General features: G+C 72.1%; 13 protein-coding genes and 1 pseudogene. 7 read left to right on the plus strand and 7 right to left on the minus strand.

Features of this window, described 5'->3' with window-relative positions; translation table 11 throughout:
• The first annotated feature begins 17 nt into the window (after positions 1-17).
• Positions 18-674 (plus strand): bifunctional 4-hydroxy-2-oxoglutarate aldolase/2-dehydro-3-deoxy-phosphogluconate aldolase, encoded by a 657-nt coding sequence (gene eda / locus ACN20J_RS16095; RefSeq protein WP_419666158.1) that lies wholly within the window; start codon positions 18-20, stop codon positions 672-674.
• 19 nt (positions 675-693) lie between these two features.
• Here eda and ACN20J_RS16100 read toward each other — a convergent pair whose 3' ends face one another.
• From ACN20J_RS16100 to ACN20J_RS16115, 4 genes are all read right to left on the minus strand, one after another.
• Positions 694-1,950 (minus strand): bifunctional RNase H/acid phosphatase, encoded by a 1,257-nt coding sequence (locus ACN20J_RS16100; RefSeq protein WP_419666159.1) that lies wholly within the window; start codon positions 1,948-1,950, stop codon positions 694-696.
• A 61-nt stretch (positions 1,951-2,011) separates the two neighbouring features.
• Complete coding sequence (locus ACN20J_RS16105) at positions 2,012-2,755, minus strand: zinc ribbon domain-containing protein (protein ID WP_189838515.1); 744 nt, start codon at positions 2,753-2,755, stop codon at positions 2,012-2,014.
• Entirely contained in the window at positions 2,752-3,591 is an 840-nt protein-coding gene (locus ACN20J_RS16110; RefSeq protein ID WP_419666160.1) for a Nif3-like dinuclear metal center hexameric protein, read from the minus strand. Before ACN20J_RS16110 ends, ACN20J_RS16105 begins: the two co-directional genes overlap by 4 nt.
• 169 nt (positions 3,592-3,760) lie before the next feature.
• Positions 3,761-4,804, minus strand: coding sequence for an ABC transporter substrate-binding protein (locus tag ACN20J_RS16115; RefSeq protein ID WP_419666161.1), 1,044 nt, complete (start codon positions 4,802-4,804; stop codon positions 3,761-3,763).
• A 303-nt stretch (positions 4,805-5,107) separates the two neighbouring features.
• Here ACN20J_RS16115 and ACN20J_RS16120 point away from each other — a divergent pair.
• Together ACN20J_RS16120 and ACN20J_RS16125 are read left to right on the plus strand one after the other, a co-directional pair.
• Positions 5,108-6,319, plus strand: a pseudogene (locus ACN20J_RS16120) (hypothetical protein); the annotation flags it as partial.
• Between the two features lie 1,041 nt (positions 6,320-7,360).
• Positions 7,361-7,537, plus strand: a complete 177-nt coding sequence (locus ACN20J_RS16125) for a hypothetical protein (RefSeq protein WP_419666162.1) — start codon at positions 7,361-7,363, stop codon at positions 7,535-7,537.
• An 82-nt stretch (positions 7,538-7,619) separates the two neighbouring features.
• Here the strand turns inward: ACN20J_RS16125 and ACN20J_RS16130 are convergent, their stop codons facing one another.
• The 3 genes from ACN20J_RS16130 to ACN20J_RS16140 form a co-directional block, all read right to left on the minus strand.
• On the minus strand, positions 7,620-8,573 hold the full coding sequence (locus tag ACN20J_RS16130) for a 3-oxoacyl-ACP reductase (RefSeq protein ID WP_419666163.1): 954 nt from the start codon (positions 8,571-8,573) through the stop codon (positions 7,620-7,622).
• 105 nt (positions 8,574-8,678) lie between these two features.
• A complete protein-coding gene (locus ACN20J_RS16135) occupies positions 8,679-9,755 on the minus strand; it encodes a Zn-dependent alcohol dehydrogenase (RefSeq protein ID WP_190228104.1) in 1,077 nt (358 codons plus the stop codon).
• Between the two features lie 57 nt (positions 9,756-9,812).
• Entirely contained in the window at positions 9,813-10,688 is an 876-nt protein-coding gene (locus tag ACN20J_RS16140) for a MaoC/PaaZ C-terminal domain-containing protein (protein WP_361910789.1), read from the minus strand.
• 315 nt (positions 10,689-11,003) lie between these two features.
• Here ACN20J_RS16140 and ACN20J_RS16145 point away from each other — a divergent pair, with 315 nt between their 5' ends.
• The 4 genes from ACN20J_RS16145 (at position 11,004) to ACN20J_RS16160 (ending at position 14,880) form a co-directional block, all read left to right on the plus strand.
• Positions 11,004-11,993: an ABC transporter ATP-binding protein gene (locus ACN20J_RS16145; protein ID WP_419668890.1), complete on the plus strand. Its 990-nt coding sequence runs from the start codon at positions 11,004-11,006 to the stop codon at positions 11,991-11,993.
• Positions 11,993-12,712: an ABC transporter permease gene (locus ACN20J_RS16150; protein WP_361895740.1), complete on the plus strand. Its 720-nt coding sequence runs from the start codon at positions 11,993-11,995 to the stop codon at positions 12,710-12,712. The genes ACN20J_RS16145 and ACN20J_RS16150 overlap by 1 nt, the downstream gene beginning before the upstream one ends.
• Positions 12,713-12,730: 18 nt before the next feature.
• Positions 12,731-14,047, plus strand: a complete 1,317-nt coding sequence (locus tag ACN20J_RS16155) for a sensor histidine kinase (RefSeq protein WP_419666164.1) — start codon at positions 12,731-12,733, stop codon at positions 14,045-14,047.
• 200 nt (positions 14,048-14,247) lie between these two features.
• Complete coding sequence (locus ACN20J_RS16160; protein ID WP_419668891.1) at positions 14,248-14,880, plus strand: response regulator; 633 nt, start codon at positions 14,248-14,250, stop codon at positions 14,878-14,880.
• Positions 14,881-14,986 lie beyond the last annotated feature (106 nt).

Here is a 14,986-nt window from a genome sequence, read left to right on the forward strand (position 1 = left end):
GCGGGCAGGATGAGCGCATGGTTTCGCCGCTGCCCTCGTCGTCGCTGTCCTCGTCCGTGCTCGAACTGGCGCCCGTCGTCCCCGTGGTCGTCGTCGACGACGTCGCGGACGCCGTGCCGCTGGCCCGTGCGCTCGTCGCGGGCGGGCTGCCCGCGATCGAGGTGACGCTGCGGACGCCGGTGGCGCTCGACGCGATCCGGGCGATCGCCGACGGGGTGCCGGAGGCAGTGGTCGGGGCCGGCACGGTCATCTCGCCGGAGCAGGTGGCGCAGTCGGTGGCCGCCGGGGCGCGCTTCCTGGTGAGCCCGGGCTGGACGGACGTACTGCTCGATGCCATGAAGGCGTCCGGGGTCCCGTTCCTGCCGGGGGTCTCCACGACGTCTGAGGTCGTGGCTCTGCTGGAGCGGGGCGTGAGCGACATGAAGTTCTTCCCGGCCCAGGCGGCGGGGGGTACGGCGTACCTCAAGTCCCTTGCGGGGCCGCTCCCTCAGGCCCGCTTCTGCCCGACCGGGGGCATCGGTCCGGCCGTCGCACCGGAGTACCTGGCCCTGCCCAACGTCCTGTGCGTGGGCGGAAGTTGGATGCTCCCGGCGGATGCGATCGCGGCCCGGGACTGGGCAAGGGTGGAAACCCTGGCAAGGGAGGCCGCGGGCTTGGGACGCACCCTCGGCTGAGGCGCGCCCCTTCAGTGGCTCAGCGCAGCGGTGACGTGTCGTTGAGCAGCCGCACGCTCGCGTTGCCGTCCCCGTAGTACGCCACCACCGACAGCGAGGCCGCCGACAGTTCCATGCGGAACAGGGCCTCCGGCGGGGCGCCCAGGGCCAGCCGTACGAGGGTCTTGATGGGCGTGACGTGGGAGACGAGGAGCACGGTTCGGCCGGTGTGCGCCGCGAGCAGCTTGTCGCGGGCCGCGGCCACCCGGTGGGCCACCGCCTCGAAACTCTCGCCGCCGCCGGTGGGTTCGACGTCCGGGGAACTCAGCCAGGCGCTCATGTCGTCCGAGTAGCGGTCGCGGACCTCTGCGAACGTCAGGCCCTCCCATGCCCCGAAGTCCGTCTCGCGGAGCCCGTCCTCGATCCGTACGCCCAGTCCGAGCCGGGCCGCCACGATCGCTGCGGTTTCGCGGCAGCGGGCGAGGGGGGACGCGATGACGTCCTGTACGGTCCCGCGGGCGGCGAGTGCGGTCGCGACGCGGTCGGCCTGGTGGCGGCCCGTGTCCGACAGTGCGGGGTCGCTGCCGCCGCTTCCTGAGAACCGCTTCTGGGGGGTCAGGGGGGTCTCGCCGTGCCGGAGCAGTACGAAGGTCGTGGGGGTGCCGAGGTCCGGGGGTGCGGCTCCGGCTCCGGTGGCCGGCGCCTCGGAGGCCACGTTCCGCGCGGCTCGGATGTCGTCGGTGTCGGGGGTGGTGGCGGGAGTTGTCCGGGTGGGGGTCGGTCGTGGCTGGTCGCGCGGTTCCCCGCGCCCCTTACGGGGCGCTGCCGACCTCGCGGCGGCCCCCGCGTCCAGGTCCGCCGTCGACTGCGACGGCGACCACTGCTCGCCCCTCTTCCCCGCGTCCATCGCCTCGTTCGCCAAGCGGTCCGCGTGCTTGTTCTCGGCTCGGGGGATCCACTCGTACGTGACCCGGTCGGGCGGGAGGATGGCGCGGGCCTCAGCTGCCAGGGGGCGCATGGCGGGGTGTTTGATCTGCCAGCGGCCCGACATCTGCTCGACCACGAGCTTGGAGTCCATGCGGACCCGCACGGTGGCCGTGGGGTCGAGGTCGCGGGCCGCGCGGAGACCTGCGACGAGGCCGCTGTACTCGGCGACGTTGTTCGTGGTGACGCCGAGGTACTCCGCGGCCTCGGCCAGCGTCTCCCCCGTTGCCGCGTCGATGACCACGGCTCCGTAGCCCGCGGGCCCCGGGTTTCCCCGGGAACCCCCGTCCGCCTCGACGATCAACTCCCGCAAGCCGAAGCTCCTTACAGACCGGAACAGGCCTCGAAAGACCCCTACAAACGCCTACAGACGCCTACAGACCCGACTCCGACGTGCGGATCAGGATGCGGCGGCAGTTCTCGCAGCGCAGGACCGTGTCCGGGGAGGCCGCCTTCACGTCGTTGACCTCGGTGATGTTGAGCTCCAGGCGGCAGCCCTCGCAGCGGCGCTGGTAGAGGCGGGCCGCGCCGACGCCGCCCTGCTGCTCGCGGAGCTTCTCGTAGAGCTTGAGCAGGTCGGCGGGGACGGAGCCCGCGATGACCTCGCGCTCCTTCGTCGCCGAGGCGGCCTCGCCGTCGAGGGACTCCTGCGCGGCGTCCCGGCGGGCCGTCGCGTCGTCGATCTTCGACTGGACGGAGGAGACCCGCTCGGTCAGTTCGGCGACCCGCTCCTGCGCGGACTCGCGGCGCTCCATGATCTCCAGGACGACGTCCTCCAGGTCACCCTGGCGCTTGGCGAGGGAGGCGATCTCGCGCTGGAGGTTCTCCAGGTCCTTGGGGGACGTGACGGCACCCGAGTCGAGGCGCTGCTGGTCGCGGGAGGCGCGCTGGCGCACCTGGTCGACGTCCTGCTCCGCCTTGGTCTGCTCGCGGGAGCAGTCGCTCTCCTCGGTCTGCGAGGCGACGAGCAGGTCCCGCAGCTGCGTGAGGTCCTTGGTCAGCGACTCGATCTCGGCGTGCTCGGGCAGCGACCTCCGCTTGTGCGCGAGTTGCTGCAGGCGGGCGTCGAGGGACTGGACGTCGAGAAGTCGGATCTGGTCGGCGGGCGCGGCGTTCAGTTGGGGGCTCCAGGTGAAGGGGAGTGGGAGTTCCACGGGTCGGTGACCGTCTTCGAGACGTGGACCCGCAGGTCCCAGCCGTGACGGTCGGAAATCTCGTCGAGCTGGGCGGCGGCCAGCTCGCACCAGGGCCACTCGGTGGCCCAGTGCGCCGCGTCGAGCAGCGCGAGGGGACTGTGGGCGCGGGCTTCCGACGCCGGGTGGTGGCGCAGGTCCGCGGTGAGGAAGGCGTCCACGCCGGCGGCGCGTACGTCGGCGAAGAGGCTGTCGCCGGAGCCGCCGCTGACCGCGACGGTCCGCACCAGCGCCTCGGGGTCGCCCGCGACGCGGATGCCCTGCGCGGTGGCGGGCAGCCGCGCGGCGGCGCGGGCGGCGAACTCGCGGACGGTCAGCGGATGGTCCAGCTCGCAGACCCGGCCGAGGCCCCGGCGGCCGTCGGCGTCGGTGGGGTCCGGCACGAGGGGGCGTACGACGCGGAGGTCCAGGGCTCCGGCGAGGGCGTCGCTCACGCCCGGGTCGGCGCGGTCGGCGTTCGTGTGGGCGACGTGCAGCGCGATGTCGTTCTTGATGAGGGTGTGCACGACGCGGCCCTTGAAGTTCGAGGCCGCGACCGTCGTCGTACCGCGCAGATAGAGCGGGTGGTGGGTGACCAGCAGGTCGGCGTCCAGCTTCACCGCCTCGTCCACGATCTCCTGGACCGGGTCGACGGCGAAGAGTACGCGGGAGACCTCCTGGTCGGGGTCTCCGCAGACCGTCCCGACCGCGTCCCAGTCCTCCGCGCTCGCGGGGGGCCAGAGAGCGTCGAGCGCGGCGATGACTTCAGACAGACGGGGCACGAACAAAAGGCTACCTGCCTTGTGTCCGTGCCCCACCGGTCGCGGGTTACTTGACCAGCTGTGACCGGCCGACCCCGCAGCGGGCGACTGTACGGCTGTCCGTCCGGCTGTCCGTCCGGCTGTCCGCCCCGCCCCGGCCGCTCGGCGAGGTGGCCGTGCGGTCGTCGTCCTACTTGGCGAGGAAGCCCTTGAGGTCGTCGAGGACCTCACCGGCCGCGGTGACGCCGAGGCCGAGGTACCAGGTCTCGTCGGGTACGTCCTTGGCCTGGCCGTCCTCGACCGCGCCGAGCTTCTTCCAGAGCGGGTTGTCCTCGGCGGTGGCGCGGTCGGTCTTCCTGGCGTCGCCGTAGACGCCGGTGAAGATCCAGTCGGCGTCGGCGTCGTCGATCTTCTCCGGGCTGATCTCCGCCGCGAGGTCGTTGATCTGCTGGTTCTTGGGGCGCGGGATGCCGACGTCCTCAAGGATCGTGCCGATGAAGGACGCCTTCGCGTAGAGGCGGATCATGCCCGGCAGGTAGCGGAGCATGGTGACGGTCGGCTTGTCGGGGCCGAGTTCGTCGCCGAGGGCCTTGGCCTTCTTCTCGTACGCGGCGAGCTGCGTCTTCGCCTCGGCGGTCTTGTCGAGCGCCGCCGCGTTGAGGAGGTAGTTCTCCTTCCAGGTGAAGCCCGGACGGATGGAGAACACGGTGGGGGCGATCTTGGAGAGCTGCGGGTAGAGCTTGGCGGCGCGCAGCTCGCTGCCGAGGATCAGGTCGGGCTTCAGGCCCGCGATCGCCTCCAGGTTGAGGGCGTTGATCGTGCCGATGTCCTTGGGGCTGCCCGCGTCCTTCTTCAGGTACGAGGGGATCCCGTCCGAGCCCTCGGTGGGCGCCCAGCCGACGGGCTTCACACCGAGGGAGACGACGTTGTCGAGCTCGCCGACGTCGAGGACGACCACGCGCTTGGGCTGGGCCTTCAGCTCGGTCTCGCCCATCGCGTGCTTGATCGTGCGCGGGAACTCGCCGGCCTTGGCCGTGGTCCCCATCTTGGCCGTCTCCTCGGCCGCCTTCGCGAAGTCCTCGCCGCCGGTGGCGACGGACTTGCTGCCGGCGCCGTTGTCGGACTTTCCGGAGCCGGAACCCGAGTCCGAGTCGCCCGAACCGCAGGCGGCGAGCGAGAGAGCGGCCGCCACGGCGAGGGCGACGGCGGCGGAACCGCGGCGTCGTAGGGACATCAGGCACACACTCCGGTGGTTCATGATCTGGTTCGGGATCGGGCCCGGGGTCGAGGTCGGCGTCGGGCCCTGCCCCAGGTGGCGCACGAGGGGCACGGCGGGGAACTCAGGAACCCCACAGGCAGCCCTCAGACGCCACTTAGGCAGCCCTAACCATAAACCGCCCCAGCGCCGCTCAGCACACCCGCCCCCGTTCCCTCAGGCGAATCAGAAACGGGCCACTCTTATGTGTGAAGCGGTCACCTGCCGGTCCCACGCCTGTGCGTGCGAAAACTAGGTTTCGTGGCCGGAGGTGACCGAACGATGACGGCCTGTGCCTCCCCCGAGGTCTCGACTTCGCTCGAGCAGGGGGGAACCCCATCGTCCGCGGCGGTGAACGAGAACGAATGGGCCGCACGAGCAGGGTGCGTGATCACCGTCGACGGGTCGTACGCGGCCCGCCTGGCCCGAAGCGGCGACTCCTGGTTCCCGGAGCGCTGGACACTGGACGGCCCCGAGCCGTACGCCGTGCCCCTGCCCGGCAACCAGCCGGAGGAGCCCGGCACGGAAGTGCTGCCGATGGCGGACGGGCGGGTGCTCATCCACCGCCTCGTCGACGGACGGCACACGTTCTCGCTGCTGTATCCGACGGGCCCGGGGACGGGTGAGGTACTGCTCGGCGCGGTGGAATGCCCGGACGTGGGCACGGAGTTGCGGCTGCTGCCGCCCGCACCGGCCGGCACGCGTGCGTACGCCCTTGCCGTTGGCCGGGGTTCGACGGCCGTGTGGCTCGTCGCGGGCGGCGCCTTCGGGCCCGAGCACCTCGCGGAGGTACCGGGCCGCTGCTCGGGCGGGGTGTGGCTGGGCGGCGGGGACCGACTGCTCGCGCTGGACCGGGAGTTGAACGGCCGGACCAAGACGGTCGTGGTCGATCTGGAGCGCGGGGGCGAGGTGTCGCCGCTGTTGCAGATCTCCGAGCAGAGCAACGACCGGCTGCTCCTCGCGGACGCCGACAGCGGGCTGCTCCTGATCCGTTCGGACGCTCCGTCGCCCGGCCAGGAGCGGCTCGGCTGGGGCGTGTTGGGGAGCACTCTGCCGGTGCGCTTCCCGGAGTACCTGCAACTGCCCGGCCGCGCGGTCACTCCGTTCGCGATCCAGCCGGGGCAGGTGCTCACCCCGGAGAGCTGCGCGGTCGCCCTGCGAATCGGCGGGCCCACCGGCAGCTGGCTCGGCATGTGGCGTCCCGCCGAGCGGTACCTCCATCAACTGCCCGCGCCCAACGGATGGTTGGCGGGCTCGGGCCAATGGACCAGGGACGGGGTGCTCCATCTGCCGTACGTGACGGGGGCGGTGCCGTGCGGCGTGTCACGGGTGGGAGCGCCCACGGGGGCGGGGGACGGGGGCCCGGGGGATCCGGACCGTACGGCCGAGGCGCGGGGGGACGCGTCACGGGGGTCGTCGGTCACGGGTCCCCCGGAGTCCGCGGCGACCCGTCCCGTACCGCTCCAACAGGCCCCGCTGACGGGACGCCTGATGGCGAACGCGTTCGCGGGCCGTCGGTTGGCACAGGGAGGGCGGCCGGGAGCGGGACGGCCAACCGGCCCTGGTGCGGGGCCGGTTGGCGCAGGGCCGCTTGGCGCGGCGGGCGGTTCGGGCTGGGTCGCCGCACAGGCCCCGGAGCCGGTCCGAAGGGAGGGCACGGGCTGGACCCCTGTCGAGGGAGTGGGGCAGGTGGGTGCGGGCTGGACTGCCGTCGAGGGCACGGGGCAGGTGGGCACGGGTTGGACTGCCGTCGAGGGCACCGGGCAGGTGGGAGCGGGCTGGACAGCCGTCGAGGACCCAGCGCTGCAGTTGGGTGCGGAGGGCGCAGGCCACTCGGTCGCCGAGCACGCGGGCCGTGCGACCGTCGAGAGTGCGAGCCCCGTGCCGCCCGTCGAGGTCAGCGGCCACACGGGCGCTGAGCGCACGAACCACGCGAGCCACGAGGGCGCGGGCCGCGCACCCGTCGAAGGCGCCGGTGGCGCGGCTGCCGAAAGCCCCCTTTGCATGGTCCCGGCGGATATGGAAAGCACCCTCAGTCTGACCCCGATCGACCCGGACAGCTCCGGCCCCGTGGCCGCCGAGGGGACGGGCTGGGCTCCCGCTGAAAGCATTCGCCCAGCGGTCCGGACGACAGCCCAGCCGGCGGACCACGAGGCAGCCCAGCCGACGGACCAGGCGGCCGACCAGGCGTCAGCCCAGCCGGCGGACCAAGTGGCGGTCCACGCCTCAGCCCAGCCCGAGATGCCGCCCGCGATTCAGGCGACGGTTCAGCCGGTGCCCCCGCCCCCAGCCACACCCCCACCCCCCACTCCACTCCAGGTGAACCCACTCCAAGTCGAGCAGGTAAGTACCGAGTGTCCACCGGCCCTCCGCGCACTCCGTGCTCTCCGGGTGAGCGCCGAAACGACGCCCCCTTCCACCCCCCTCAAAGTGACCACCGAGTAGCCCCAACCACCCCTCAGCACTGTCACACCCGCCCGTTAGACTCGCCCGCGCTGTACCGAAGGATCTTGTTGACACGGGGTGAATTTCCACATGAGCGACACGAACACCATGGAGACGACGGCCACCGACCCGCGGGCGACGGTGGCCCAGGTAGCAGACGACGGTGGCCACGGCCGGCACCGGGGGCCCGTCTCCGCGCAGGAGGGCGAGGCGACCCCTCGCGGCCGGCACCGCAAGCCCGCCGAGTACGGCGACACGGGGGCCTGACGACCTCAGGTCCGTAGCGTCACACGGCCCCGCCCGACACTCGTCGGGCGGGGCCTTTCCGTGCGAGCGGCACCACAACCGGTCACTCGTGCTTGAGCCCCAGCACCTCCGCCGCAGCGAACGTCTCCCCCGCCGGCCGGTCCGCGTAGTGCGGCGTGAGCAGCGCGTCGAGTTCGTCGTACGTGAAGGCGTCCTGCTTGGTGTCGAACTTGGCGGCCACGCGCGGCCGTTCGACGACCGCGACCATTCCGCCGTGCACGACGAGCAACTGCCCGTTGACATGTGCGGCGGCGGGCGAGGCCAAGTAGCCCACGAGTGGGGCTACATGCTCGGGAGCGAGCGGGTCGAGCCGGTCCTCGGACCCGTCGCCCGCCGGTTCCTGGAAGCCCGCGAAGACGTCCGCCGTCATCCGGGTCCGGGCGCGCGGGCAGATGACGTTGGCCGTGACGCCGTACTTCGCGAGCGCCAGTGCCGTCGAGGTGGTGAGGCCGACGATTCCGCCTTTCGCTGCCGCGTAGTTGGGCTGTCCGGCGGAGCCCGCGAGGAACGCCTCCGAGGAGGTGTTCACGATCCGCCCGTACACGGGCGCGTCCGCCGCCTTGGACCGGGCCCGCCAGTGCGCGGCGGCGAAGTGGGTGGTGTTGAAGTGGCCCTTCAGATGGACCCGGATCACCGAGTCCCACTCGTCCTCGGACATCGAGAAGACCATCCGGTCGCGCAGGATGCCCGCGTTGTTGACGAGGATGTCCAGCTGTCCGAACTCGGCGACCGCCAACTCGACCAGTTCCCGGGCCTGTTGGTGGTCGGCCACGTCTCCGGTGTGCGCGACGGCACGACCGCCCGCCGCCCGGATCCCGGCGGCGACCTCCTCGGCGGGCGTGGCGGACGCGGCACCGGAGCCGTCCCGGCCGGGCTGTCCGAAGTCGTTGACGACGACGGCGGCGCCGAGCAGAGCCAGTTCCAGCGCCTCCGCCCGGCCCAGGCCGCGGCCCGCACCCGTGACGATCGCGGACCGGCCCTCAAGTGGCAGTGACATCAAGGTCCTTTCAGGGATCGGCAGTTGGACGTCCCGCTTCGACGGGCGCTCGACGGGCGGGCGCCGGATCTCGACGCACGGGCGTCAGATCTCGATGCACGGGCGTCAGATCTCGATGCACGTACGCAGCGCCACACCCGAACGCATCTGGTCGAGCGCCTCGTTGATGTCGCTCAGCGGCACCCGGTGGGTGATGAGCCCCTCCAGGTCGATGCGTCCGGCGCGCCAGAGCGCGATGGTCCGCTCGTACGACCGCAGGACGTCCCCGCCGCCGTACATGGACGGCAGGATCCGCTTCTCGTCGAAGAACAGCTCGAACATGTTGAGCTGGAGGTGGTCGTCCATGGCGCCCGCGCCGACGACGACCAGCGTGCCGCCGCGGCGGGTGTTGTCGTACGCGGTGCGGGCGGTGGCGGAGCGGCCGACGACCTCGAAGACGTAGTCGAAGCCCTCGCCCGCGGTCACCGTCTGCTTGGCGTCGGGGAGTTCGTCGGGCGATACGGCCCTGGTGGCGCCGAACTTCAGCGCGGCCTCGCGGCGGGAGGCGACCGGGTCGACGGCGACGATCTCGGCGGCGCCCTTGAGCCGGGCGCCCTGGATCGCGGAGATGCCGACGCCTCCGCAGCCGATGACGGCGACCGACGAACCGGCTTCCACGTCGGCGGTGTTGAGGGCGGCGCCGAGTCCGGTGGTGACGCCGCAGCCGATGAGGGCGGCGATGTCGAAGGGCACGTCGTCCGGGATCGGCACGGCGCAGCCCGCGTCGACGACGACCTCCTCGGTGAAGGTCCCGGTGCCCGCGAAGCCGAACACATCGCCGCCGGGGCGCTTGAAGTTGGGCGTGCCCGCGTTCATGAACCCGGCGAGACACAGCTCGGTCTGACCGCGCTTGCAGGCGGGACAGGCGCCGCAGGCGGGCAGCCAGCAGACGACGACCCGGTCGCCGGGCTTGACGTTGGTGACGCCCTCGCCCACCTCCAGGATCTCGCCCGCCCCTTCGTGCCCGGGGACGAACGGCGCGGGCTGCGGCAGCACCCCGGCCATCGCGGAGAGGTCCGAGTGGCACAGGCCGGTGGCCCGCACCCGGATCCTGACCCGGCCGGGGCCGAAGCCCGTCGCCTCGACGTCGTCGAGTATCTCCAGCTTGTCCTGGCCTATCTCGTGCAGTACGGCTGCGCGCATGGTGCGGCTCCCCTCGGAAACGTACGTAAGTCCCTAGTCCCTCAAGTCCCTGGTCCCTCAGCTGTGCTCGACGACGGTGTCGGCGAGGACCGGTGCGTCGTCCCGGTCGGCCGCGCCCACCGTCACGCGGACCGTGCCGTCCCCCTGCCACATGCGGATGCGCAGGGTCTCGCCCGGGTACACGACCCCGGCGAAGCGCGTGGTGTAGGAGCGGACCCGGCCGACGTCGCCGCCGAGTGCCGTGTCCACGACGGCCTTCAGCGTCATCCCGTACGTGCACAGCCCGTGCAGGATCGGCCGGTCGAAGCCGGCGAGCTTCGCGAACTCGGGGTCGGCGTGCAGCGGGTTCCAGTCGCCGGAGAGCCGGTACAGGAGCGCCTGGTCCTCGCGGATCGCACGCTCGACTGTCCTGTCCGGCTCGCCTGTCGGCGGTTCCGGACGGCCCGAGGGGCCGCGGTCGCCGCCGAATCCCCCTTCGCCGCGTACGAAGATCTGGGCGTCGTTGGTCCACAACGGGCCCTCGTCGTCGGCGACTTCGGTGCGCATGACGAGGATGGCGGCCTTGCCCTTGTCGTAGACGGCCGCGATCCGTCCGGTGGCGGTCGCCCGGCCCTCGACGGGGATCGGGCGGTGCAGCGTGACGGTCTGGCCGCCGTGCAGGACGTGCGCGAGGTTGACGTCGATACCGGGCATGGAAAGGCTGTTGATCACGCCCGGTGAGCCCGCGCCCGCGACGGTGGCGAAGCTCGGCAGCACGTGCAGCCGGGACTCCAGGGTGTAGCGCAGCTCGTCGGGGTCCGTCGCGGGGCTGTCCTTGTCGGGGTTCGCGCCGGCGCCGAGGCCGAGGTGGTAGAGCTGGACGTCCTTGTGACCCCAGGCGATCCCGGCGGACCGGGGCTCGGCCGCGAGGGCCTGGGCAACGTCGATGGGCATGGGGCTCCTGACTGCTGGCGGGGAAGACCCCGGTGCGGCCGTCCGCACCGTCGGCCGCACCGAGGTCGACACTGAGCCGAGGAACCCGCCTGTTCTAGAACGCGTTCCAGTCCGGCGACCACCTGTATAGCTCAGGGTCCGGCACATGTGAAGACTCCTGACGGCATGTCAGATGGGCGGCGCGGACGCGGTAGTGACAGCGGCAGTGACATTTGTCCTGCCCGAGTCCGTACATTGCGCATCTGCCCCGCCGGCCCCCGGATTCGTAGCGTCGTACCCATGACGAAGACGGGGACGAAGACGGGGACGGGGACGATGGCGGACACGACGGAGACGGCGGCGGACGCCTCGACGCGCGAGGCCGCTGACCAGGCCGTTTCCTTCGCGGGGGCGGTCAAGGCCTTCGGTGCGGTACGGGCCGTGGACGGTGTCGATCTGGAGATCGCGCGCGGCGAGACGGTCGCGCTGCTGGGCCGCAACGGCGCCGGAAAGTCCAGCACGATCTCGCTCCTGCTGGGCCTGAACGAGCCGGACGAGGGTGTCGTACGCCTCTTCGGCGGCAGCCCGGAGGAGGCCGTACGGGCGGGGCGCGTGGGCGCGATGCTCCAGGACAGCCGGCCGGTGCCGCGGGTGACGGTGGGCGAGCTGGTCGGGTTCGTGGCCGGTACGTATCCCGCGCCGATGCCCGTCGCCGAGGCGCTGGAGCTGGCGGGCATCGCCGAGCTGGCCGGGCGGCGCGTGGACCGGCTCTCCGGGGGCCAGACGCAGCGGGTGCGGTTCGCGGTCGCGCTCGTCGGGAACCCCGCGCTGATCGTGCTCGACGAGCCGACCGCGGCGCTGGACGTGGAGGCGCGGTACGCCTTCTGGGACTCGATGCGGGCGTTCACGCGGCGCGGTCACACCGTCCTCTTCTCCACCCACTATCTGGAGGAGGCGGACGCCAACGCCGACCGGATCGTCGTCATCGACCACGGCCGGATCGTCGCCGACGGCACCGCCGAGCAGCTGAAGCGGGCCGCGGGCGGCAGCCTCGTCGCCTTCGACCTCGCAGGCACCGGCCCGGACGGGCTGGCGGACCTGCCCGGGGTGGTCTCCGTGGAGGTGCGCGGCGACCGGGCGCGACTGCGGACCGACGACTCGGACGCGACGGTGATCGCCCTCGCCGAACGCGGCGCGATACGCGCCCTGGAGGTCGCCCCGGCCTCGCTGGACGACGCGTTCCTCGCCCTGACCTCCTCAGACGCCCCTGTCTCTGCCTCTGCCCCTTCCTCTTCCTCTTCCCGTACCTTCCTGGAGACGGTGTGATGCTCGACTATCTGCGGCTCGAAGTGCGCCGGACGCTGCGTGACACCGGCTTCGTGATCGGCGGTGTCGTGATGCCGGTGGTGATGTATCTGCTGTTCACGAACCTCGGCGACGGCGCCGACAACGAGTGGCGGACCGCCTCGATGATCGGCATGGCGGCGTACGGCGCGATGGGCTCGGCCCTCAACACCGGCGGCGGGGTGGCCGAGGACCGGAGCATCGGCTGGCTGCGACAGTTGCGGATCACGCCGATGAGCCCGCGCCAGGTCGTGACGGGCCGGGCGCTCACTGGTGCGGTGACCGTGCTGCCCGCGATCGTCGCGGTCCTCGTGGCGGGCGGCCTGGTCAACGGCGTACGGCTCGACGTCTGGAAGTGGGCGGTGATCGCGCTGCTGCTGTGGCTGGGCTCGATCCCCTTCACCCTGCTCGGCCTCGGCAACGGCTACCGGCTGACCGCGCAGGCCACAGGCGTGATGAACATGGTGTGCAACCTGACGCTCGCGGTCGTCGGCGGCCTGTGGTTCCCGCTGAGCCTCTTCCCCGAGTGGCTGCGGTCGCTGTCCACCTACACACCGACGAACCGGTTCGCGCAGCTCGGCACATCGGTCGCCGACGGGCACGCGCCGGCCCTCGGTGCGGTGCTGGTGCTGACCGGATGGCTGCTGGCCTTCGGCTCGTACGCTGTGGTCTCGTACCGCAGGACCGCGCGGACCGTCTGAACGGGGGGGGCTGGAGACATGTCCTGGATGCGAAGGACCATCTGCCAGATGTCCGCGTGGCAGGAGAAGCGGACGGACTGGAAGGCCGACCGGGACGCGTTCGTCGCCGACCAGAAGGCCGTACGGAAGACCGGAAAGCTCCCGGAGCACCTGGGCCCGCCACCCAGCGGTTTCGCCCTCCTCCCCTGGCTGCTCATGGGCATGGGCGCCTTCTCCAACCTCTTCCAGGGCAAGACCCCGAACCCGTGGATCGGCGGCATCGGCCTCCTCGTCTTCAACTCCCTCTACATCCATGTGGTGTTCCGGGCCTTCACCAAGGAGGCCCGGGAGGCCCGCTCCACCCGGGGCGCGCTGCTCGCGCTCGGCATCGTGACCTGTCTCCTCGGCGGCCTGTACGGCGGCAGCTGGCTGCTCTTCTTCCCGCTGCTCGGCCTGGCCGCGGGCGCGATCGTCCGGGGCCGGTGGCTCGGCAAGACCGGCCTCGGGCTGAGCGCGCTCGCGGGTGTCGTGGCCGGGCTGCGGGACGGGTGGGGCGCGGTGAACGTCGCGTACGGCACGTTCCTTTCCACCATGGTGACCGCGGCGATCCTGTCCCTGTCCGATGCCGTACGTGAACTGCGCGCGGCCCGCGAGGAGTTGGCGCGCCAGGCCGTCGAGAAGGAGCGGCTGCGGTTCTCCCGTGACCTGCACGATCTCCTCGGCCACACACTCTCCGTCATCGTCGTGAAGTCGGAGGCGGCCCGTCGGCTCGCGCCCCGCGACATGGACGCGGCGCTGGTCCAGGTCTCCGACATCGAGTCCGTGGGCCGCCAGGCGCTCACCGAGATCCGCGAGGCGGTCACCGGCTACCGCGAGGGCAGCCTCGCGGCGGATCTCGACCGGGCCCGCTCGGCCCTCCTGGCCGCCGGTGTCGAGCCGGTCGTCCGCCAGTCCGGGCCGCCGCTCGCCGCCCAGACCGAGGTCCTGCTCGGCTGGGTCGTCCGCGAGGCGGTCACCAACGTGGTGCGCCACAGTGGCGCGGGGCGCTGTGAGATCACGGTGGACGGCTCGGCCGAGCATGTTCGGCTGCGGGTCACGGACGACGGTCGTGGGGCGGCGCCGCCTGCCGCGCCGGAATCGCCCGTGTCCGGCATCGGCGGTACGGGTATCGGCGGCACAGGCCTGAAGGGGCTGACCGAGCGGCTCGCTGCGGCCGGGGGGCTGCTGGAGGCGGGGCCCGGGGCGCGGAACGGGTTCACTGTGACGGCGGAGCTGCCGGTGTATCCGGTGGATCCACCGGATCCGGCGAGGATGGCGGAGCCGGTGGATGCGGTTGGGCGGGTGCGCAGCCTGTAGGTGTGGGGTGGCTCCGCCGGGGGGGGGTGTGTTGATGGCTGCGGGCATGTCGTGGCTGGGTGCGCGGTTCCTCGCGCCCCTGAAGGCGAGCGGTACCCCCATGCTCTTTGGGGGCGCGGGGAACCGCGCACCCCAGCCGCATCCCACCCGCAGCCGAACACCGCAGCCCGGCGGAGCCCTACCCTTGGGCCGTGAACGAGATGCCCCGGGACTACCGGCCCGCCAAGTCCATCCGCGTTCTGCTCGCCGAGGACCAGGGGATGATGCGGGGCGCCCTCGCCCTCCTGCTCGGTCTGGAGGCGGACATCGAGGTGGTCGCGCAGGTCGGGACGGGGGACGCGATCGTGGACGCAGCCCTGGAGTCGCGGCCGGACGTGGCACTGCTGGACATCGAACTGCCCGGGATCAGCGGCCTGGACGCCGCCGCGCTGCTCCGGGACGAGGCGCCCGACTGCCGGGTGCTGATCCTCACCACCTTCGGCCGGCCGGGCTATCTGCGGCGGGCCATGGAGGCGGGCGCCGCGGGGTTCCTCGTCAAGGACGGGCCCGTGGAGGAGCTGGCCGAGGCGATCCGCCGGGTGCTGACCGGTGAGACGGTCATCGACCCCGCGCTCGCGGCGGCGGCGCTGAGTGCGGGGCCCAATCCGCTCACGGCCCGCGAGTGCGACGTACTGAAGGCCTCGGCGGACGGTGCGACGGTCGCCGACATCGCGTCCAAGCTCCACCTCTCCGAGTCGACCGTCCGCAACTACCTCTCGTCGGCGATCGGCAAGACGGCGACACGGAACCGCATGGAGGCCATGCGGGAGGCCCGCCAGCAGGGGTGGCTCTGAGCGGGGTGTGTTTTCGGTGCGGGTGGGTGGGGCCGGAGTGCGCGGTTCCCCGCGCCCCTGAAGGCGAGCGGTACCCCATGCTCTTCAGGGGCGCGGGGCTGTGACA

This window comes from Streptomyces sp. 2-1 (assembly GCF_048564895.1).
Taxonomy (GTDB): Bacteria; Actinomycetota; Actinomycetes; order Streptomycetales; family Streptomycetaceae; genus Streptomyces; species Streptomyces phaeochromogenes.

Excerpts from the sequence above, each read along its gene's own strand:
- ACN20J_RS16130 (WP_419666163.1), bottom strand. The coding sequence starts at position 8,573 with ATGTCACTGCCACTTGAGGGCCGGTCCGCGATCGTCACGGGTGCGGGC.
- eda (WP_419666158.1), top strand. The coding sequence starts at position 18 with ATGGTTTCGCCGCTGCCCTCGTCGTCGCTGTCCTCGTCCGTGCTCGAA.
- ACN20J_RS16160 (WP_419668891.1), top strand. The coding sequence starts at position 14,248 with ATGCCCCGGGACTACCGGCCCGCCAAGTCCATCCGCGTTCTGCTCGCC.
- ACN20J_RS16115 (WP_419666161.1), bottom strand. The coding sequence starts at position 4,804 with ATGTCCCTACGACGCCGCGGTTCCGCCGCCGTCGCCCTCGCCGTGGCG.
- ACN20J_RS16150 (WP_361895740.1), top strand. The coding sequence starts at position 11,993 with ATGCTCGACTATCTGCGGCTCGAAGTGCGCCGGACGCTGCGTGACACC.
- ACN20J_RS16140 (WP_361910789.1), bottom strand. The coding sequence starts at position 10,688 with ATGCCCATCGACGTTGCCCAGGCCCTCGCGGCCGAGCCCCGGTCCGCC.
- ACN20J_RS16155 (WP_419666164.1), top strand. The coding sequence starts at position 12,731 with ATGTCCTGGATGCGAAGGACCATCTGCCAGATGTCCGCGTGGCAGGAG.
- ACN20J_RS16135 (WP_190228104.1), bottom strand. The coding sequence starts at position 9,755 with ATGCGCGCAGCCGTACTGCACGAGATAGGCCAGGACAAGCTGGAGATA.
- ACN20J_RS16145 (WP_419668890.1), top strand. The coding sequence starts at position 11,004 with ATGGCGGACACGACGGAGACGGCGGCGGACGCCTCGACGCGCGAGGCC.
- ACN20J_RS16125 (WP_419666162.1), top strand. The coding sequence starts at position 7,361 with ATGAGCGACACGAACACCATGGAGACGACGGCCACCGACCCGCGGGCG.